Genomic DNA, 19,039 nt, shown 5'->3' with positions numbered 1-19,039 from the left:
GAGGGGGTGCGATGCCCATCCACCCCGGCATGGTCGAGGATCTCTCGGCCGGCGTCCGCGATCTCTACGCGGACGCCGAGCAGCGGCTGCTCGGCATCGTGGCCCGGCAGTTGGCCGACGGGTTCGAGGCCCCAGGGTGGGCGACCAACAAACTGCGCGACGTGCAGGCGCTGCGCCGTGGTGCGCAGGGAGTCGTCGACGCCCTCGCCGAGGCAACCCGGTTGGAGGTGTTCGACTCGGTGGCCGAGGCGTACAGCATCGGCGCCCGATCCGGGCTCGCCGAACTCGGCGCGCTGCACGACAACGACCTGCGCCGGATCGCCGACACCACGCCCAACACGAGGGCGGTCGACCGCCTCGCCGCCGAGACCCTCGATCTCGTCACGGCCACGCACCGCGGGATTCTCCGCGGCGTCGAGGACGGATACCGGCAGGTGATCGCCGAGGTGTCGGCGACTCCCCTGCTCGGCATCGACACCCGCAGGCAGGCCACCCAATCCGCCATGGACCGGTTTGCCGACCGTGGATTGAGGACGTTCGTCGATCGCGGCGGGCGCGCGTGGCAGATGACGAGCTATGCCGAGATGGCCGTGCGGACAGCGACCGGCAGGGCCGCGGTCGAGGCGCACGGCGACAAGCTGCGCGCGGCCGGCGTCGACCTCGTGATCGTCAGCAACGCCCCGCACGAGTGCCCGCTCTGCAAGCCGTTCGAGGGCAAGGTGCTGTCACTCGACGGACCGGGCGGCGCCCGCACGGTCGAGGTCGAGCACGCCGTCGAGGACGGCCGCACCGTGCAGGTGCACGTCGCGGGCAGCTTGGACGAGGCCCGGCAGCGCGGTTTCCAACATCCGAATTGCAGGCACTCTGTCGCCGCCTACCTGCCCGGGGTGACCCGGCCGGCGGCCGAGGCGTCCGAGGACCCCGACGGATACGAGGCGACACAGAAGCAGCGGGCGATCGAGCGCGGGATCAGGAAGTACAAGAACCGTTCGGCCGCGGCGACGAGCCCCGAGGCTCGTCGGGCGGCCGAGGCCAAGGTGCGGCAGTGGCAGGCCAAGCAGCGTGCGCACCTCGCCGAGCACCCCGAACTCATCCGGCGCCGCGAGCGCGAGCAGCCCGGCGCCGGCAACCTGCCGAGCACGGCGCCGCGTCCGCCGCGGGATGCGGTCGAGGCTGCGCGCGTCCGCTCCGGCGACGAGCGCACCCTGCCGGAGATGACCGACGAGCAGCTCGGCGCCGCGATCCGGCCCGGCGTGCTTGATCAGCGCGACCTCGACCGCATCCGCGGCGAGGCCGGCCGGCGTGACGAGCAGGTGCTGCTCGACCGCATCCGCCCGCAGGGCCGTCTCGTCGACAACCTCGCCGAGTTCAGCGACGACGAGCTCGCCGTCGTCGCCGTCCACCTGGGCGACGACGACATGCTGCGGATCATGGGCGAGATGGACCGGCGCGACATCGACGCCGCCATGCCCGGTATCCGTCGCGACCTCGTCGGCATGTCCGAGCGGGATCTCGCCGCCCGCGCCCGCAACGTCGAGGGCGACCGGGCGGCGATCGGCGCCGAGATCCACCGGCGCCGGATGCTCGGCGAGCTGTTCCCCGGCGGGCGCCTCGCCGGCGATCTCTCCGCCCTCGGCGACGACCTGCTCGTCTGGGGGGTGCGCTACGCCTCCCCCGAGGACTCCGCCCGGATCGCCGCCGAGATCGATCGCCGGTACCCGGCCGCGCCGCCGCCCGCCCCCGCAGGCGCAAGCGTCGCCGACACCCTCGCCACTCGGAACGCGCTCGCCGAGGCCATGCAGCCCGTACGCCTCGACGACCCGCCGCCGGCCGACCCCGACGAGTGGGGCGCCTACGGACGCGACCTCGAAAAGGGCCCCGACGGGACCGAGCACATGTCCGCCACCGAACGATGGGCGTACGAGCGGGAACTCGAACAGCGGGCGGCGCGCGAGGCGTACAGCCGCGAGGAGATCCGCGAGATGTACCGCGAGCACGTCTATCTGCAAATGCTCGCCGCCGAGGACCACACCCGCGGATTCATGCTGAACCGAAAGGCACGTGCCGCCGGCGTCGATCCCATCTCCCTGTTCAGCGGCCCCGCACACGTCGCCTACGCGAGGGCGAGTGAGGACCTGATCCGCTTCTGGGAGGAGGTCTCACCGCGCGTCACGCTGACCGAGTTCACCGAGCAAGTATCCGGCGCCCGGACCGCCGCAGGAGACACCGCCCGCGCCGCCCGTGAGGACCAACGCAACAAGTTCTAGGGGGTGATCGTGGGGTTCCGCGAGAACGCCGTGCGCGCCCGCGAGGCCGGCGCCGCCGCCGCGGTCGCTGGCCGACCGGCAACCGACTGCCCGCACCGCGGCGACGAGCCACTGCTGCGCGCCGCATGGGTGCGCGGCTACGTCGCCGCCGAGCAGCAGCTCGCACCGGCCGAGCCCTAGCCCCTCTCTCCCCTATATGGGGCCGCCGATCCGGCGGCCCTTTTTCATGCCCGAACGAGCCCCGGAGGGCTATCCCGTCATGTCCGAGAACACCGCCGACCCCGGCACCGCCACACCGCCCGCGGGCGACCCGGCCACCCCGCCGAGCCCCGCCCCGGGCGCTCCTCCGGCGCCGGCCGCGCTCGCCGAACAGCAGCTCGCCGAGGTGACCACCCGCGCCGACCAGGCCGCGGCCGAGCGCGACGAGCTGCGCGCCGCCCTCGACGCCGTGACCCGTGCGCTCAACCCGAACGGGGGCGAGGCCGAGCAGGACCCGGCCGCGCTCGCCGCCGCGGTCGCCGAGCGCGACCGCCTGCTCGCCGACCACGCCGCCGAACTGCGATCGGCCCGCGTCGAACTCGCCGTCGCCCGCGCTGCCGCCGACCAGGGCGCCCGCGGCGACCGGCTGCTGAACTCCCGCAGCTTCCTCGCCTCGGTCTCCGACCTCGACCCGGCCGACGCGACGTTCGACACCAAGCTCGGCGCGGCGATCACCGCAGCAGTCACGGCCGACCCCGACCTCTACCGCGCAGGCCCGACCGGACCGCCCCGCGGCGGCGCCGAATTCTCCGGCGCCCCCAGCGGCGGCGTCACCGCGCATCAGTTCGCAGCCATGGACTACGGCGCCCGCGCCGACCTGTTCCAGACCGACCCCGACACCTACCGGCGCCTCGCCGGAACCCAGTAACCAAGGAGGGCCCGCGTGCCCAACACCACCGCCGCCGATCTCATCATTCCCGAGGTCTGGGCCGACATGGCACAGGCCCGATTCACCGGCACCGTTCGCGTCATGGCAAGCGGCGCCGTCGTCACCGACGACACCCTCACCGGCCAGCCCGGCGACCGAATCAACTTCCCGAAGTGGGCCGCGCTCGGCGAACTCGACGACCTCGCCGAGGGCACCGCCATGACCACCAGCGTCATGAAGCAGTCGCACAGCGAGGCCGTGATCTTGGAAGCCGGTAAGGCGGTCGAAATCACCGACAAGGCCCTGCTTACCGGCCTCGGCGACGCGCGAGGCGAGGCGCAGCGACAGTTCGGCATCCTCGCCGCCCGCAAGGTCGACGCCGCCCTCATCACGCAGGCGCAGGCCGACGAGACCGCGCAGGGCGGGGGCAAGCCCTTCCAGTTCACCACCGCCGCGGGAAAAACCCGGTTCACGTGGGGCGACGCCGTAGTGCCCGCGCTCGCGCAGTTCGGCGACGAGTGGGAGCCGGCCGAGTTCGCGGGTCTGTTCCTTAACTCCGCCCAGCAGGCCGAGGCATTTGCCGACCCGCAGTTCATCGACGCGTCGAAGCTCGGCGGCGACACGCCCGTGCGCACCGGACAGATCGGCGCCATCGCTGGACTGCCGGTGTTCATCACGAACCGGATCACCGCCGGCAAGTTCATGATCCTCAAGAACAACAGTCTCGGCGCCCTCTACAAGCGGCGCCCGCTCGTCGAGACCGACCGCGACATTCTCAAGCGCACGACCGTCATCACGACGAACGTTCACTACGCCGTGAAGCGCCTCGACGACCGGGGCGTGTGCGTCGGCACCCTCGCCGCCACCTGATCAGCAAAGGAGGGCGCCGACGTGCTGCTGCGCCGCTATCACGAACACCCCGACGAGGACCCCGCACCCGAGACCGAGCCTGACCAGGACGCCCCGCAGCCACCGGCCGCGGGGCGTTCGCCGTCGCGCCGCAAGCCCGGTAAGGAGGGGTAGCCATTCGGCAGCCTTACGCGACCCCCGAGCAGCTCGCCGCATGGACCGGGCAACCGGCGCCCGCGGACGCCGAGCGACTCCTCGCACGGGCCGGCGAGGACGTCGACTCGGCGCTGCTCACAGCGGTCTATCCCGTTGACGAGGACGGCGACCCCCTCGACCCCGAGATACGTGCCGCCCTCGCCAACGCCACGTGCGCGCAGGTCGAGTTCCAGCTCGCCGGCGGCGACGACGGGACCGGCGCCGGCGGACAGTGGGACTCGGTCAGCATCGGCCCCGTGAGCCTGTCGGGGCGCAGCTCGCGCACCGCGGCGGCCGGCGTCGAACTCGCTCCGCGCGCCGACCGGGCGCTGCGCCGCGCGGGTCTGACCCCGGGGCGGGTGATCGGATGGTGAGCCGTATCCCCGAGGTGCTGCTGCGCCACCGGATCATGATCGAGCCGTACCTCGGCGACGGCGCTTACGGGCCGCGCTACGGCGCTCCCGTCCCCGCCGTGCCTGCCCTCGTCTCGCCGGCCGTCCGCATGGTGCGCGCGCCCGACGGGCGCGAGGTCACCAGTAGCGCGCAGGTCATCGCCGCGCCCGATCTCGACTGTCCGCCCGGATCGCGGGTCACCCTGCCTGACGGTCGGACGGCGACCGCGCTCTCGATCACCCGCCACACCGCCCCGGGCCTGCCCGTACCGAGCTGCGCGGAGGTGATGTGCGAATGAGCCGTGCCCGCCTGCGCTGGAGCGGCGATACCGCCACCGATGCGATCAAGCAGGCCGCCGTGCGCGGGCTGCTGCTCAGTGCCGAGCACGTGCTCGGCGCGAGCAGGCAGCGCGTGCCGATCGCCGAGGGCACCCTCGAACGCTCGGGCGCGACCTCGGTCGACGAGGCCACCATGACCGCCGCCGTCTCCTACGACACCCCATACGCGCGCAGGGTCCACGAGGACTTGACCGCCCGGCATTCCCCCGGCCGCTCCGCGAAGTTTGTCGAGTCGGTTCTGCCCGAGACCGCCGGCACCGTGCAGGAACTGATCGCTGCGCAGATCCGGCGCGCGCTGCGATGACCTACACCGTCGACCTGCTCGACGGTCTCGCCCGCCTGCTGCACGAGCAGGGTGTCGGCATCTACCGCCCCGACGGTGTGTACGCCGCGGGCGAGACCGCGATCACCATCGCCGCGCTTCCCCCGGTCCCCGACCGCGTGATCTGCCTCGCCGCCTACCCGGTCACCGACTCCCCCGTGCTCACCGACACGACCACCGGGATTCAGGCGCGCACCCGCGCGGGGGCTGACCCCCGCGAGGTCGACGCCCTCGACGACCAGGTGCACGAGGTGCTGCACGGCAGCGGCCCGCACCGCTTCGGCGCCGTCCCCGTTCAGCTCGTCCTTCGCGTCTCGGCCGCCCCGATCGGCGCCGACTCGGCCGGCCGCTGGGAGCGCTCCGCCAACTTCCACGTTCGCGCCCACCGGGCGCACCCCCACCTCGAATAAGGAGGCGCCCACTTGAGTACCCCGACGCCCCCGGCCGAGACCGTAACTGCCCTCGCGCGCCGCTACCGCCTTGAGCTGGACATGGGCACCACGCCCGGCACCCCGATTTGGACCCTCGTCCCGGGGGTCACCGAGTTCACGCCGAAGATCGAACCGACTCAGCAGGAGGTGACGACCTACGACGCCGAGGGCTGGAGCGAGCAGGCCGTGACCATGCTCGCGTGGTCCATCGAGACAACGATCGCCCACCGCGCCCACCCCGTGACCGGCAAGTTCAACAGCGCCCAAGAGGCCCTGCGCAAGGCATCCCGCAGCTTCGGCGCCAAGTCGTACGTGAGCGTCCGCTACTACGACCGCAACGGCGCCGACGACGCGCAGCAGGGCCTCGCCCTGGTGACGTGGGAGCCGGACGGCGGGGGCCCCGACGAGGTCGACACGATCAAGGTGACGCTTACCGGGTCCGGTCCGCTCGCCGAGATCACCAACCCCGCGGCCGGTGGCGGAACGTTCGCCGCCAAGGGGGGTGACAGCTAGTGGCATTCGAGGAACTCGGCGAGCTGCTCGACGAGTCGATCGAGCTACCGGTCGGCGGTCGCCTCTACACCGTGCCCGCGCCGTCGGCCGAGATCGGCCTGCGGACACAGGCGCTCATCCATGCCGCGGCGGTCGCCGCGGACGGCGGGCGCGCCGACGAGCAGGTGCTCGGCGACGCCGCCGAGCGCGACCTGTATCGAGACGTCCTCGGGCCGGCGCACGACGAGATGATCGCCGACGGCGTGAAGTGGCCGACGCTCAAACATGCCGCGATCACCGCCATGGTGTGGATCGCGCAGGACAAGACCGCCGCAGAGCGGTACTGGACCGCGGCCGGCGACCCTTCTCGTCTGGCCCCGAACCGGGCGGCCCGCCGCAGCCAGTCGGGTGCGGCGAGTTCGACGCCGAGTCGGGGCTCTTCGAGTGGTACGAGTACCCGCCCGGCGCCCGCCCGCGGCGCGGGCAAGAAGGCCCGCAAGCGTCACTGACGTGGGCGGCGATCCTCGCCGAGTGGCCGCTCGTCGAGGCTGATCTGCACGAGGTCTACGGGATCGACCTCAGCACTCCCGGGCTGCTGCAAGCCCGTTCCTGGCGATGGCTGCGCGTGCGCATCCTCGCTCTTCTCTCGGCCGAGTCTCGCCTCGCCCGGGTGCTCACCCCTCCGCCTGACTCCTCCCCCACGGGAGGGACGACCGCCAGGAGGTGACCACCCGTGGCCCTCATGGTGGGCGAACTCGCCGCAACGATCACGATCGACGACTCGGGCGCAGATGCCGGAATGGCGCGCGCCCGCGCGGCTGTACAGGCGGGCGGCGACCAGATCGCCGCCGCCGCCGATCAGGCCGGACAGGAGGCGGGCGACCGCCTCGGCGACGGTCTCGCCGAGGGCGCGGCCGACGGCGGCGAGCGCGCGTCCTCCGGCATGGGCGCCGCGCTGAAAGGCTTCGCCGCCGCGGCGGTCGGCGGGGCGATCGGCAGCGCGCTCATGGGCGGCATCGCCGAAGCCATGGACCGTGGCAAGGTCGCCGGCAAGTTGCAGGCGCAGATGGGCAGCTCGGGCCCCGTCGCGAAGGAGTACGGCAAGGCCGCGGGCGCTCTGTACTCCGGGGCGATCGTCGAGTCGGTCGCCGACGGCGCCGACATCCTGCGCGGCATCGCGCAGCAGGGTCTGCTGCCGCCCGAGGCGACGCAGAGCCAGATCAAGGACATGGCGACGCGTGTCTCGGACACGGCCTCGGTCATGGGCGAGGACGTCGGCAAGGTCAGTCGCGCGGTCGGTGTGATGCTGAAATCCGGCATCGCGAAGAACGCCGAAGAGGCAATGGACGTCCTGGTAAAGGGTTCTCAGTCGGGCACAAATGCGGCCGAGGATTTGCTCGACACGTTCTCTGAGTACCCGATTCAGTTCAAGGATTTGGGGCTTGACGCTCAGACCGCGATGGGCCTCATGCAGCAGGGTCTGCAAGGGGGCGCCCGCGATGCCGACACCGTCGGCGACGCTCTAAAAGAATTCGCGATCCGCTCGAAGGACATGAGTAAGGGAAGCGTAGACGCTTTCAAGTCCATCGGGCTCAACGCGGACGTAATGGCAAAGACGTTCACCAAGGGTGGACCGGAAGCCTCGAAAGCCCTGGGGGAAGTCCTTACCCGCATCAAAGCGATTAAGGACCCTGCCGAACGGAATGCAACCGCGGTCGCCCTTTTCGGAACCAAGGCCGAGGATCTACAATCCGCGCTTTTCAAGCTCGACCCGAAAACCGCGGTCGCCGCCCTCGGCAATGTCAAGGGCGCGACGGACGCGGCGGGCGATGCCATGCGCGACAATGCCGCGACCAAGTTCGAGGTATTCAAGCGTGCGGCAATCGACAAAGTCGTTACCGTCCTCGGAAACTACGTTGTACCTGCCCTCGAAAAGGCCGCGGATTTCATCGGCGAGGGTGGCCTCGGCGGCGCTCTGCGGACGTCCGTCGGATGGATCTCCGAGCACTCGACGGCGCTCTCGATCGCCGCCGGCGTGATCACGCTCCTGATGATCCCGACGCTTGTCGCGCTCGGGATCACCGCATGGACAACGACCACGGCCGTTGTCACCGGATGGGCCACACAGACCGCGGCCGGAGCGGTCGCGGCGGCGCGGTTCGTCGCGCTCAACGTGATGATGCTCGCCGGTTGGCTCTCGCAGGGTGCGGGCGCCGCTGCTGCGGCTCTAAGGGTCGTCGGCGCATGGGTGCTGATGGGCACGCAAAGCCTGATTCAGGGCGCCCGGATGGCTGCTGCCTGGCTGCTCGCGATGGGCCCGGTAGGGCTGATTATCGCGGCGGTAGTCGGCATCGTTGCGCTTGTCGTCGCCAACTGGGACACGATCGTGTCGGCGACGTCGGCCGCCTGGGATTGGGTGTGGGGAAAGCTCAAGTGGGTCGGTCAGATGATCCTCGATTTCTTCCTGAACTGGACGCTAGTCGGGCTGATTATCAAGCACTGGGACGCCATCAAGAGCGGCACCGTATCCGCCTGGAATGCCACAGTCGAATGGGTTCGAGGCATCCCGGGCCGCATCCTCGATTTCTTCCTTAACTGGACGCTCGTCGGCCTGATCATCAAGCACTGGGATTCCATCAAGTCAGGTACCGTCCGAAAGGGCGGCGAAATGCTGGATTGGGTCCGTGGCTTGCCCGGAACGATTGCGGGCTACTTCGGCAATTTCGGCTCGATGCTCTACGATCGCGGCCGCGATCTGATTACCGGCCTGTGGAATGGCATCAAGGGAATGGGGCCCTGGCTCAAGTCAACCTTGATGTCTTGGGCCAAGAATCTCATTCCGGGGCCGATCGCTAAGGCGCTCGGAATTCACTCTCCGAGTCGCCTTATGCGCGACAAGATCGGAAAGTTCATTCCCGCGGGAATTGTCGAGGGCATCAAAGCAGGCGCCCCGGCAATCGACCGCACCATGCGACGGCTCGTCACCGTACCCGCCCCGCAGTTCGCCACCGCGGGCGCGCCCGCCAACGGCGCTACCGCGGGCGGGGGTTGGGGCGGTCCTGCTGTCCACATCGAGAACTGGCACTCGGGAGCGGCGACCGCGGAACAGACCGCGGCGGCGCTTGCCTGGCACGCCAAGGGCAGGGGGTGAGCGATGGCAGCAGGTGATCGCGTCACCGTCCCCGGGCATGTGCAGTTCGGCGACGAGCTGCTGCTCGGCCCCGGCACCCCCTACCGGTGGCGGACGCTCACCGGGTGGGAGGACTCCCCCGGCGTCGACTCGGGCACCGTCGCCCGATCCGACGCCCACGGCGCCTACCTCGGCCGGCTGCTTGCGCAGCCTCGGACGATCACCCTCGACGACATGGTGCTCCGTACCGAGCCGCGCCGGATGGGCGCCGCCGTGCGCACCCTGCGCGCGGCGACCGCCCTACGCGATGACGAGCAGCCGCTCGTCGTGCAGCTCGACGACGAGCCGCCCCTGCTCTCCTTCGCCCGCTGCCTACGCCGCTCGATCCCCGTCGGAGTAGGCGGGTACGCGATCGGCGTCGTGCAGGGGGCGGCGCTCCAGTTCGAGGCCACGGACCCGCGCCGGTACAGCCTCGTCGAGCAGCAGGTCGAGACGGGCCTGCCGGCCGCCGAGCCTGGCCTCGACTGGCAGGTACCCCCGGGCCCGGAACGGCTGCTCTACCCGCTCAATTTCGGCTCCCCCGGCAGCACGGGCTCGCTCCTCACTGTCAACGACGGCGACGCCCCCGCGCACCCCGTGCTCGCGATCCGGGGCCCGGTCTCCCTGCCCTCCGTGACGAACCTCGCCACGGGAGCGGCGATCGAGTACGACATCGACCTCGCCCTCGACGACGAGCTACTCGTCGACACCCGCGACGGCACCGTGACGCTGAACGGGACCGCCGCGCGGCTCTACACCGCGACCGCCCGCAGCATCCCCGAGGGCTCGTTCGTCCTCGCCCCGGGCACGACCTCGCTTCTGTTCCGCGCGGCGCCCGGCACCACCGACCCCCGCGCCTCGTGCTCGATCCGATGGCGCTCCGCCCACTGGTAAGGAGGCACCCCCTTGACCGTCCGTGCCGGATGGCTGCTCCCCAACGGGCAGACACGCGAAGACACCCGCCTCGTACCGCTCGGCGTGATGTCGCCCGAAACCGCGATGGGCTCCCGCGACGGCGTGATCGCCGGCGGAACCGCCCTCGCCGCAACCGGCGCCGCCGCCATGCAGGTACAGCTCGCCGTCGGCCGCGCCCTCGTCCAAGGGGCCGACGCCCAAGGCGCTTACCCCGTCGCCGTCACGGCGCCCGAGACCCTCACCGTCGGCGACGGACACGCCCAGTACGGGCGGATCGACTCCGTGGTGCTGCGCGTCTACGACACGGCGTACGACAGCACCGGACAGACCCTCGCCCGCGCCGAGATCGTGCAGGGCGCCGCCACCGCGACCCCCGCCGCGCCGACCCTGCCCGCCGCCGCGCTGCGGCTGTGGGACATCACGGTTCCGGCCGGTACTTCCGCCGGAACGGGCGGCATCACGTGGGCGTCGGCCCTCGCCGACCGCCGCCGCTACACCGCGGCGTACGGCGGGATCATCCCCCGAGGGTGGGGCTTGGGATTCTCCGGCGCGTACGCGGGTCAGTACCGCGACAACGGGACGGGCCTTGACCGGTGGGACGGCTCGGCGTGGCAGTCCCTCGAACCTAGCGTCGGGTGGACGCCGCTCGCCCTCGCCTCGGGCTTCACCAACAACGGCAACGCCCAGGGCGACGTCAAGTACCGGCGGATCGTCGTCGCCGGCGTCCCCCACCTACAGCTGAGAGGCGGCGTGTCCTGGGCGACCTCGGGCTCGCCGCCCAACACCGGAAACCTGCTCGCAACCGTCCTCCCCGCGAACTGCCGGCCGGCCGCCCTCACCTCCGTACCGATCGCCGCGGGCGGCGCCGCGATCAAGCTCGACGCGTGGACCAACGGGCAGCTACGGCTCATCTCCACCACCGGACTGACCACGTGGGCCGCACTCTCCGGGGTGACGTACCCCCTCGACGCGTAAGGGGGTGATCGTCTGACCGCCCCCGCGTACCGCGTTGTTCTGTGCGACCTGCGCACCGATCAAGTCCTCGACATCCTTCCCGTGAGCGACGTGTCGCTCGACGACTACCTCGGCAAGATCGGGTCGGCCGCCGTGACCGTGCCCCTGCCGAACTCACAGCTCGCCGCACGCGTCCGCGCCGCGCTCGACCTCGGCCGTACCGCGATGTGGATCGAGCGCGGCCCTGACATCTGGTGGGGCGGCATCCCTTGGACCGCCAACCTGACGAGCGGCGCACGAGGTGACCTCGGTCTGCGGATACAGGCGGGCGGGTGGGCGAGCTACCTCGACCATCGCGCGATCCTCCACACGCAGCAGGCCGTCGCGGTCGACCAGTTCGACATCGTGCGAGGGCTGATCGACTACAGCGCCAGCCTCGCCGGAGGCGACATCGGCATCGAGTACGACACCGAGCAGCTCTCGGGCACACCGCGCGACCGGACGTACCGGCGCTATGACCAGCCACGAATCCGCGAGGTCATCGACCAACTCGCTAGCGTCGAGGGCGGGTTCGAGTGGCGGATCGCGAGCTACCGCGACACAGGCAGCGGCCGGCGCATCAAGGGCTTGCAGCTCGGCACTCCCGTGATCCGTACGGGCGAGTCCGAGATCGTCCTCGACCACCCCGGGCCGATCCTCTCCTACGACTGGCCCATCGACGCGACCGTGCGCGCGAACGTCTGGCAGAGCAGGGGAGCCAGCGACAACAAGAACCAGGCCGCCGAGTCACTGCCACTGATGACCGAGCTACTCGTCGACAGCCAGCAGCTCGCCGCCGGATGGCCGCGCCTCGACGGGACCTCGGACTACACCACCGTTACCGATCCGGACACCCTCGCCGCGCACGCCCGCGCCGACCTCGCCGCCGCGCTCACCCCGCGGCCGATTCCCGAACTGACCGTCGCGCTCGACCGCGTGGCGCTCTCGCCCGCACTGCTCGGCGCCACGGTCCGCGTGCGGATTCGGGATCTGTGGTGGGCCGAAGGGCTCGACCGCCGATACCGCGTGGTCGGCCTCGCGATCAGTCCACCCCTGCGCGGCCGACCCGAGACCGCAAAACTTCTCCTGGAGGCCGCCTAGTGGCAGCAATCCCGCTCGACCTGCTCGACCGCGTCCGCGAGCTCGAACGGCGCGTGCGCGAGCTCGCCGGCCGCGCCCAAATCCGCCCCGCCCTCGATCAGATCCTGCACGGCGACATCACCATCGGCGAGGGCGGACAGCTCATCGCCCAGACACCCGAGGGCGTCGCGACGTTCAAGGTCGGCCAGACGCCCCAAGGTGACTGGGGCCTTTTTCTCCGTCGGGCCAACGGAACGCGAGCCCTGACCGTCGGCGACGACGTCCTCGAAGACGATCAGATGATCCGCATCTGGAGCCGCGACAAGGAACGGCCGACCCCGATCCTCATGGATGACGCGTTCAGCGATCGATTCCTCGGCCGCCCCATGCTCCCCCTTCAACTCCACCCCACCCAAAGGCAGAACACCAGCGAGACCGCCTATCAGCCCGCGTGGTGGGGGGCAGGTCCGGTATCGCACGCGGTCGCCGAGATCGAGCTGTACACGTACGCCAACGCCGGGGGCGGGCAGGTCAAGGTCACCATGCGGCCCGAGGGCGGGACCGCGATCACGGTCGCCGAGTATGACTGTCCGGCCGGCACGTGGACCAACAAGTTCATCACGCAGCCCATGCACGACATCGAGTTCTTGCAGTGGGTCGAGTGGATGGTCGAGCACCGCAACGTGCAAGCGGGCCGCGATGTAGAGACCCGCGTCTACTCCGCTCTCTACCGCCATACCTACACCCCCGCCGAGGCCCCGCGCGTACCGACCCGCCCCCCGACGGCCACCGCCACCGCGCAGCGGGGAACCGGGCCTGCGGTATCCGAGGCGCCGTCCGAACCCAAGCGGCGGCCGGACCCCGTGCGCACCCCCTCGGGGCTGCGCACGATCGAAGACTAGGAGGCCCCGCACTGCTGCCCCCGTCCATACCCACCGTGACCGTACGCGGTCGCTACCTCGCCCCCGACGGCACGCCGCTGTCGGGGGCACTCGTTTTCCGGGCCCCTGCAACCCTGACGTTCCCGCAGGCCGACGTGATCCTCGGCGGACCGGTAAGCGTGCCTCTCGATGCGCAGGGCGGGGTCGAGGTCACCCTGCCCGCCACGGACTCACCCGACATGGACCCCGGCGGGTGGGCGTATGTCGTGACCGAGCAGCTCTCGGGTATCCCCGTCGGCCGCTCGTACAACGTCCTGCTACCGCGCGCGCAGCCCGAGGTCGACCTCGCCGACATCGCCCCGACCGACCCCTCGAAACCGAACTACGTCGGCGTGCCGGGGCCCAAGGGGGATACCGGCCGGATCTACAGCGGCACAACCGCCCCCGCCGCCGCCCTCGGCGCCGACGGCGACTACTACATCAGGTACGAGACGAGCACTGTGCTCGGCGTGTCCTCGACCACCATCACCACGTGGGCGAAGGCCGCCGGCGCATGGGCGCAGCAGTCCCCCGACGTCCGGGGCGCAGCTTGGTACGTCAACACTTCGAGTACCCCCTCGGCCGGGACCAAGCCGGGCGACATGCTGCTCAGAGCCGACACCGGCGACCTGTGGCAGCGAGGCGCCAGCGGTTGGGGAACGTCGGTCGGCAATATTCGAGGCCCGCAGGGCATCCAGGGCGCCCAGGGCCCGCCGGGCCCGAAGGGGGACCCGGGCAGCGTCGACACCGTCAACGGCAAAGCAGGCCCAGCCGTCACGCTCGCCGCGGCCGATGTAGCCGCCATTTCAACGACCGGGACCACGGGCACTGTGGCCGCCACACTGCGCGCGGCAACGGCACCAATCATCCTCTGACCATCTACGGCGACGGCGTGGCCGACTCCCGCCTCGCCGTCCTCAAGAGCGGGTCCATTTACAGCAACGCCGCGGCGAACACGCTCTACTCGCTTGGCGTAGGGGACACCGGCACGGACTTCGCCGGCGGTACGTACGTCCTTGCCATCAAGAACGGCACCCCGCCCACCAGCAACCCGGCAAACGGCATCGTCGCGTACGCCGAGGGTGGCGTACTCAAGGTGCGCCAGACCGACGGCACGATCGTCACCGTGGGCGCCGGAGGAACGGGCGCCGTCGCATCCGTCAACGGCAAGACCGGCGTCGTTGCGCTTACGGCCACCGACGTAGGCGCCCTCGACCAGGCCGCGGCCGACGCCCGGTACCCGCTCACAACCGCCGCCGCCCTGCTCGCCGGCACCCAAACGATCAGCGGTAGCAAAACGTTCAGCGTCGTTCCGTCGAGCAGCGCGGCGCCGACCAGCGCCAACCACCTCACGAGAAAGAGCTACGTCGATGCGCTCGGGGGCGGTACGTGGCTCCCGAGTGATCACGGTCTGCTCACGTGGGCATTCGACCCCGCCCTCGGCCAGTCCACCGCCCTCTACCCCGGAAGCGGCCCCATCCGAGTAACCGCCGTCATCCTGCGCGTCCCGGTGACCGTGGCCCGCATCGTGTGGTTCGCCACCGGATACGCGGGCGGACTCACCACGGGGTCGTGGGCCGCGCTCTACGACTCGGCCGGTACCCGCGTGGCCTCAACCGGCGACATGTCCACCGCCACCTACGAACCCGCCGAGGTCCACAACGCGGGCGGGGCGACGATCAGCTCGCCCCTGACCGCGTCCTACGCGGCGCCCGCCGGCGTCTACTACGTCGCCTCGCGCTGGCAGTACAACACCGGCACCGGTGACGGGCCGATGCTCCTCGCCGCCGAGAGCGGCGCGGGCGCCCCACCCAACGTATTCGGGCAGACCCCTGTGCGCCGCTTCGGCGTCTACACCGCCGGCGCCGCCACCGCGCCCGCAACGATCACCGTCGCCTCGATGGAGAACGGCGCCAACCGCTTCTGGTGCGCCCTCGCCTAACTCCCCTTCCTCATAAGCCCCGTGCCTCTGGCCGGGGCTTTTTTCATGTCTGGAGACACCCCACATGGCACAGCCCCTGTCCCCCGATCGTCTCGTCGCAGCTCTGCGCGCCGAGGGCGTGCGCGTCGTCGAGTACGGCTCGTGGCGCACCCACAACCGCAACCACCGCGGCCCGTTCGGGCCGATCAACGGCGTGATCGTTCACCACACCGTTTCCAGCGGCACCGACGCCTCGGTACGCCTCTGCGCGGACGGATACGCCGAGCTCCCCGGGCCGCTCTGTCACGGCGTGATCGCCAAGGACGGCACCGTCTACCTGATCTCGGCCGGCCGCGCGAACCACGCTGGCGGGGGCGATGCACGCGTGCTCGACGCCGTGATCGCCGAGAGCGACCTGCCCGCGACCGCCAAGCACGAGGGCTCGCCCGGCGCCGTCGACGGAAACGCACGGTTCTACGGGTTCGAGTGCGTGAACCTCGGCAACGGCGCCGACCCGTGGCCCGAGGCACAGCTCGACGCGATCGAGCGCGCCTCGGCCGCGATCTGCCGCGCGTACGGGTGGTCGGCCGCATCCGTGATCGGCCACAAGGAGTGGTCGGATTGGAAGAGCGACCCCCGCGGGTTCTCCATGACCACGATGCGCGAGCGCATCGACCGCCGCCTCGGCACCAAGCCGGGCAACGAGGTCCCGGCCCCGCAGTTCGAGCCGTTCCCCGGGGTCGACTTCTTCCGCAGCTACCCGCGCAGCCCGATCGTGACCGCGGTTGGTCGGCGCCTCGTCGAGGTCGGGTGCTCGGCCTACGCGTCCGGCCCCGGACCACAGTGGACCGCCGCCGACATCGCCTCGTACGCGAAGTGGCAGCGCCGCCTCGGCTACTCCGGCCGCGACGCCGACGGCATCCCGGGCCGCACCTCTTGGGATGCCCTCAAGGTCCCCAAGGTCTGACCGCCGCCCAAGCCCCGGGGCCGCCGCCGCCTTCACCGCCGGCGGCCCCGTCCCCTTCTCCCGAAAGAGGTACGCCCATGACCGACGCACAGCGCCGGACCGCCCGCACCATCGTGCAGACCGTGCTCGCCCTCGCGGCCGGCCTGCCGCTCATCATCGACGCCTCGGGCATCCCGCAGACCGCGGCCGGCGTCGGTATCGCCCTCGCCATTGCCGGCGCGATCACGCGCGTGATGGCCCTGCCCGTCGTCGACCGCCTGCTGCCCGCGTGGCTGCGGACCGGCCCGGACCGCGACGCCGAGCTGCTCGACCTCGCCCGCCGGCCGGACGGTCGCCCGTGACCGACCCCTCTCCGTCCGACGTCGCCCTCGAACTCGAAAGGCTCCGGGCTACCGTCGAGGCAGGGTTCGCCCGCATCGACGGTAGCCTCGCGCTACTCGTGCAGCGATCCGACCAAGTCGACCGACAGCTCGCCGACCACGAGGCCCGACTCGACGCTCTCGAAAAGTCCCGATGGCCGCTCCCGAGCGTCCTCGCCCTGGTGGCTGTGATCGGCCTCGCCCTCACCCTCTGGCAGACCGCCGCCCGATGAACGCTGCGCCCCCGCCCCGGCCTCGCGCCGGTGGCGGGGGCGCCTTTTCGTGTTTCAGGCACGGCGAGAGGCCCTCGACGAGTGCACCGTCGAGGGCCCCCTGCTCGGGGTCACCGTGCGGGCGATCTACACGACCGCGTGCACGGGAGGTGCCCCCAGTCCACCGCCGCCCGCCCCCGCGTGGGAGGCACTTTCCGGGCGGGCGGCGGGGTCTGTGACGTAGCGGGTCCGGCGGCGCTTGCCTTGGCGCCGCTTCCCGCCGGCGGGTTCGGCCACGCGGACGACGATCACGTGCTGCCAGCAGTAGCAGCGGTAGCCATCGCCCGGCGTGCTCGGAGGGTCCACGAAGTACCGGCGGGCGCTCGGCATAGATGCCCATACGGCGGTGAGCCCCAGCAGGCCGACCGTGCCCCCGATGATGATTGCGAGCAGGAGCAGGGGGTTCTCGAATCCCGTCATCACGCTGCCTCCCCGTACGCGAGGGTGAACTGCATCCGAGCGTCCCGTGCCCCGGGCAGGATGCGCACCGTGCTGGTGTGGGCCTGGATCAGGGCCAGGCCGACCCTTTGACGCTCGCGCCACGGGAGCAGGGGCCGCGGGGTGGGTAGCCACCCGGGCCGGTCCTCGTCGATGGTCACGACGAGGGCGGTCGAGCCGAGCGCCACCTCGACCGTGATTCGGTCGGCACGGGTCAGCAGGTAGGCACGGGTGACCGCATCGGATACGCAGAGCTTCGCCTGCTCGGCGATCTCCTCGTGCCCCAAAGTGACCAGCAGCAGCGCAAGCCACTCGCGAACGATCTTCGGTGTGGTCGCGGCGCGGGGCGCCGTCATGCGGTAGCTCACGCCCGGCTCGGGCGGTTCCTGCGGTAAGGCGGTTGTCGTCATGTCGTCGTCTCCCAACGCGGTAGGACTCGCGTGCTCGCTGCGCGTGGCAATGGCCGCTCCCCGGGGTGACGGCACGTCAAGGCGCCTGTCAGCGGCTGCACTTCGCGCTGCTACTGCTCGCGTCGCGGTGCTGCCAGGACCATAGGGTAAAAGGTTGGACCGGTACAACCCTGTACCCCTAGGAAGCTGCGCGGGTGGACCCATGACGCCGCAACCGGCAAACTCAGGTAGGACAAGGGGAAGGGACACATGCCGCCGAGGGACAATCCGACCGCCCGACAGATCCGCTTGGGCTCTGAGCTGCGGAAGCTGCGCGAGCGCGCCGGCATGACCGCGCGAGATGCTGGCGGCTTGCTTTCCACCGACGCCGCCAGGATCAGCAACATCGAAGCGGGTCGGCTCGGAATCAGCGACGAACGCATTCGCCGACTGTTCACGTTCTACCAATCCGACGACGAGCCCCTGCTCGCCGCTCTGTGCGCCATCGCCACAGAGCGCAGGGGTACGCACTGGTGGGACGAATACCGCGGCATCCTCGCCCCCGGCTTCCTGGACATCGCCGAACTCGAACACCACGCAACCGGCCTGCGATGCCTCCAGCCCATGACGTTTCCCGGCGTCTTGCAGACCGAGGAGTATGCACGCGCACTCTTCGCCGGCGTCATCCCACAGGTTCCGGGCGAGGAAGTCGACGCCCGAGTCGAGCACCGCATGAAGCGCCGCGCGATCTTCGACCGCGAGGCACCGCCGCAGTTCGAGGCGATCGTGCACGAGGCTGCACTGCGGATGCGGGTGGGCGGCCGGAAGGTTGCCCGCGATCAGCTCGAATACCTACTGCAAGCATCCGAGCAGGATTGGATCGCGCTCCGCGTGATCCCCTTCGCGGCCGATGACTTCATTGAGGTCACACAAACCGTGATGTACGCAACCGGCACGGTGCCGCAGCTTGACACTGTTCACATCGACACACCTTTCGGCGGTCGCTTCCTGGACACAGCCGCAGACCTCGACCGGTATCGGGCGCTGCTCACATTCGCCGAGCAGACCTCGCTCGCCCCAGACGAGTCGCGGAGTTTCATTCACCACATCGCAAGAGAACTGTGAGAAATACAGGGATGAACAGCGAATTGAACTGGCAGAAGTCGAGCTTCTCGGGCGGCGGGGGCGAACAGTGCCTGTACGTTGCCGAGAGCGCAGGCGCGATCTTCCTGGTTGAGAGCGACGATCCGGAGCGCATCATCAGCACGTCGCCCGAGAAGCTCGCCGCCTTCATCGCAGGAGTCAAGGCAGGCGAGTTCGACCACTTCGTCAACTAGCCCCCTCGGTTCTGCGGCGCTCGACGCGCCAGCGACCCCCCGCCTGAGCTGGGCGGGGGGTCGTTTGCATATGCCAGTCTGCATG

General features: G+C 70.7%; 23 protein-coding genes. 21 read left to right on the top strand and 2 right to left on the bottom strand.

Annotation, left to right across the window (positions count from 1 at the left end; translation table 11 throughout):
• The first annotated feature begins 11 nt into the window (after nucleotides 1–11).
• From ACE1OC_RS22245 to ACE1OC_RS22155, 19 genes are all read left to right on the top strand, one after another.
• A complete protein-coding gene (locus tag ACE1OC_RS22245; RefSeq protein WP_407838466.1) occupies nucleotides 12–2,267 on the top strand; it encodes a phage minor capsid protein in 2,256 nt (751 codons plus the stop codon).
• A 9-nt stretch (nucleotides 2,268–2,276) separates the two neighbouring features.
• Entirely contained in the window at nucleotides 2,277–2,447 is a 171-nt protein-coding gene (locus ACE1OC_RS22240; RefSeq protein ID WP_407838465.1) for an Rmf/CrpP fold protein, read from the top strand.
• A gap of 79 nt (nucleotides 2,448–2,526) precedes the next feature.
• The gene (locus ACE1OC_RS22235; protein ID WP_407838464.1) at nucleotides 2,527–3,174 is read left to right on the top strand and encodes a hypothetical protein; all 648 of its coding nucleotides are present in this window, start codon (nucleotides 2,527–2,529) and stop codon (nucleotides 3,172–3,174) included.
• Nucleotides 3,175–3,189: 15 nt separating this feature from the next.
• Nucleotides 3,190–4,044: a phage head protein gene (locus ACE1OC_RS22230; protein WP_407838463.1), complete on the top strand. Its 855-nt coding sequence runs from the start codon at nucleotides 3,190–3,192 to the stop codon at nucleotides 4,042–4,044.
• A gap of 541 nt (nucleotides 4,045–4,585) precedes the next feature.
• On the top strand, nucleotides 4,586–4,909 hold the full coding sequence (locus tag ACE1OC_RS22225; RefSeq protein WP_407838462.1) for a hypothetical protein: 324 nt from the start codon (nucleotides 4,586–4,588) through the stop codon (nucleotides 4,907–4,909).
• Entirely contained in the window at nucleotides 4,906–5,253 is a 348-nt protein-coding gene (locus ACE1OC_RS22220) for a hypothetical protein (RefSeq protein WP_407838461.1), read from the top strand. Before ACE1OC_RS22225 ends, ACE1OC_RS22220 begins: the two co-directional genes overlap by 4 nt.
• Entirely contained in the window at nucleotides 5,250–5,681 is a 432-nt protein-coding gene (locus ACE1OC_RS22215; protein WP_407838460.1) for a minor capsid protein, read from the top strand. The genes ACE1OC_RS22220 and ACE1OC_RS22215 overlap by 4 nt, the downstream gene beginning before the upstream one ends.
• 12 nt (nucleotides 5,682–5,693) lie before the next feature.
• Nucleotides 5,694–6,215: a phage tail tube protein gene (locus tag ACE1OC_RS22210; protein ID WP_407838459.1), complete on the top strand. Its 522-nt coding sequence runs from the start codon at nucleotides 5,694–5,696 to the stop codon at nucleotides 6,213–6,215.
• Nucleotides 6,215–6,703, top strand: a complete 489-nt coding sequence (locus tag ACE1OC_RS22205) for a DUF7426 family protein (RefSeq protein ID WP_407838458.1) — start codon at nucleotides 6,215–6,217, stop codon at nucleotides 6,701–6,703. The genes ACE1OC_RS22210 and ACE1OC_RS22205 overlap by 1 nt, the downstream gene beginning before the upstream one ends.
• Nucleotides 6,704–6,936: 233 nt before the next feature.
• Nucleotides 6,937–9,345, top strand: coding sequence for a phage tail tape measure protein (locus ACE1OC_RS22200; RefSeq protein ID WP_407841639.1), 2,409 nt, complete (start codon nucleotides 6,937–6,939; stop codon nucleotides 9,343–9,345).
• A gap of 3 nt (nucleotides 9,346–9,348) precedes the next feature.
• Entirely contained in the window at nucleotides 9,349–10,257 is a 909-nt protein-coding gene (locus tag ACE1OC_RS22195) for a phage distal tail protein (RefSeq protein WP_407838457.1), read from the top strand.
• Between the two features lie 12 nt (nucleotides 10,258–10,269).
• On the top strand, nucleotides 10,270–11,253 hold the full coding sequence (locus ACE1OC_RS22190) for a hypothetical protein (RefSeq protein WP_407838456.1): 984 nt from the start codon (nucleotides 10,270–10,272) through the stop codon (nucleotides 11,251–11,253).
• A gap of 81 nt (nucleotides 11,254–11,334) precedes the next feature.
• A complete protein-coding gene (locus ACE1OC_RS22185; protein ID WP_407838455.1) occupies nucleotides 11,335–12,372 on the top strand; it encodes a hypothetical protein in 1,038 nt (345 codons plus the stop codon).
• Nucleotides 12,372–13,253 (top strand): hypothetical protein, encoded by an 882-nt coding sequence (locus ACE1OC_RS22180; RefSeq protein WP_407838454.1) that lies wholly within the window; start codon nucleotides 12,372–12,374, stop codon nucleotides 13,251–13,253. The genes ACE1OC_RS22185 and ACE1OC_RS22180 overlap by 1 nt, the downstream gene beginning before the upstream one ends.
• Before the next feature lie 35 nt (nucleotides 13,254–13,288).
• Nucleotides 13,289–14,146, top strand: a complete 858-nt coding sequence (locus tag ACE1OC_RS22175; protein ID WP_407838453.1) for a hypothetical protein — start codon at nucleotides 13,289–13,291, stop codon at nucleotides 14,144–14,146.
• 17 nt (nucleotides 14,147–14,163) lie between these two features.
• Entirely contained in the window at nucleotides 14,164–15,213 is a 1,050-nt protein-coding gene (locus ACE1OC_RS22170) for a hypothetical protein (RefSeq protein WP_407838451.1), read from the top strand.
• Nucleotides 15,214–15,277: 64 nt separating this feature from the next.
• Entirely contained in the window at nucleotides 15,278–16,159 is an 882-nt protein-coding gene (locus ACE1OC_RS22165) for a peptidoglycan-binding protein (protein WP_407838450.1), read from the top strand.
• Nucleotides 16,160–16,236: 77 nt separating this feature from the next.
• Complete coding sequence (locus ACE1OC_RS22160) at nucleotides 16,237–16,500, top strand: hypothetical protein (protein WP_407838448.1); 264 nt, start codon at nucleotides 16,237–16,239, stop codon at nucleotides 16,498–16,500.
• The gene (locus tag ACE1OC_RS22155; protein ID WP_385375228.1) at nucleotides 16,497–16,751 is read left to right on the top strand and encodes a hypothetical protein; all 255 of its coding nucleotides are present in this window, start codon (nucleotides 16,497–16,499) and stop codon (nucleotides 16,749–16,751) included. Before ACE1OC_RS22160 ends, ACE1OC_RS22155 begins: the two co-directional genes overlap by 4 nt.
• A gap of 126 nt (nucleotides 16,752–16,877) precedes the next feature.
• Here the strand turns inward: ACE1OC_RS22155 and ACE1OC_RS22150 are convergent, their stop codons facing one another.
• The gene (locus ACE1OC_RS22150; protein ID WP_407838447.1) at nucleotides 16,878–17,210 is read right to left on the bottom strand and encodes a hypothetical protein; all 333 of its coding nucleotides are present in this window, start codon (nucleotides 17,208–17,210) and stop codon (nucleotides 16,878–16,880) included.
• Entirely contained in the window at nucleotides 17,210–17,638 is a 429-nt protein-coding gene (locus tag ACE1OC_RS22145; RefSeq protein ID WP_407838446.1) for a hypothetical protein, read from the bottom strand. The genes ACE1OC_RS22150 and ACE1OC_RS22145 overlap by 1 nt, the downstream gene beginning before the upstream one ends.
• A 249-nt stretch (nucleotides 17,639–17,887) precedes the next feature.
• Between ACE1OC_RS22145 and ACE1OC_RS22140 the strand changes: the two genes are divergently transcribed.
• Nucleotides 17,888–18,742, top strand: a complete 855-nt coding sequence (locus ACE1OC_RS22140; RefSeq protein ID WP_407838445.1) for a helix-turn-helix domain-containing protein — start codon at nucleotides 17,888–17,890, stop codon at nucleotides 18,740–18,742.
• Nucleotides 18,743–18,753: 11 nt separating this feature from the next.
• On the top strand, nucleotides 18,754–18,954 hold the full coding sequence (locus tag ACE1OC_RS22135) for a DUF397 domain-containing protein (RefSeq protein ID WP_407838443.1): 201 nt from the start codon (nucleotides 18,754–18,756) through the stop codon (nucleotides 18,952–18,954).
• Nucleotides 18,955–19,039 lie beyond the last annotated feature (85 nt).

Origin of the sequence: Streptomyces stoeckheimensis (genome assembly GCF_045822005.1) — a bacterium.
Classification (GTDB): domain Bacteria; phylum Actinomycetota; class Actinomycetes; order Streptomycetales; family Streptomycetaceae; genus Streptomyces; species Streptomyces stoeckheimensis.
Note: the sequence above shows the minus strand (reverse complement) of the source record. Positions and strands in the feature narration are given on the sequence as shown.

Coding starts and splice junctions, on each gene's coding strand:
- ACE1OC_RS22200 (WP_407841639.1), top strand. CDS start 6,937: ATGGTGGGCGAACTCGCCGCAACGATCACGATCGACGACTCGGGCGCA.
- ACE1OC_RS22220 (WP_407838461.1), top strand. CDS start 4,906: ATGAGCCGTGCCCGCCTGCGCTGGAGCGGCGATACCGCCACCGATGCG.
- ACE1OC_RS22160 (WP_407838448.1), top strand. CDS start 16,237: ATGACCGACGCACAGCGCCGGACCGCCCGCACCATCGTGCAGACCGTG.
- ACE1OC_RS22145 (WP_407838446.1), bottom strand. CDS start 17,638: ATGACGACAACCGCCTTACCGCAGGAACCGCCCGAGCCGGGCGTGAGC.
- ACE1OC_RS22165 (WP_407838450.1), top strand. CDS start 15,278: ATGGCACAGCCCCTGTCCCCCGATCGTCTCGTCGCAGCTCTGCGCGCC.
- ACE1OC_RS22215 (WP_407838460.1), top strand. CDS start 5,250: ATGACCTACACCGTCGACCTGCTCGACGGTCTCGCCCGCCTGCTGCAC.
- ACE1OC_RS22245 (WP_407838466.1), top strand. CDS start 12: ATGCCCATCCACCCCGGCATGGTCGAGGATCTCTCGGCCGGCGTCCGC.
- ACE1OC_RS22225 (WP_407838462.1), top strand. CDS start 4,586: ATGGTGAGCCGTATCCCCGAGGTGCTGCTGCGCCACCGGATCATGATC.
- ACE1OC_RS22150 (WP_407838447.1), bottom strand. CDS start 17,210: ATGACGGGATTCGAGAACCCCCTGCTCCTGCTCGCAATCATCATCGGG.
- ACE1OC_RS22135 (WP_407838443.1), top strand. CDS start 18,754: ATGAACAGCGAATTGAACTGGCAGAAGTCGAGCTTCTCGGGCGGCGGG.
- ACE1OC_RS22140 (WP_407838445.1), top strand. CDS start 17,888: ATGCCGCCGAGGGACAATCCGACCGCCCGACAGATCCGCTTGGGCTCT.
- ACE1OC_RS22195 (WP_407838457.1), top strand. CDS start 9,349: ATGGCAGCAGGTGATCGCGTCACCGTCCCCGGGCATGTGCAGTTCGGC.
- ACE1OC_RS22235 (WP_407838464.1), top strand. CDS start 2,527: ATGTCCGAGAACACCGCCGACCCCGGCACCGCCACACCGCCCGCGGGC.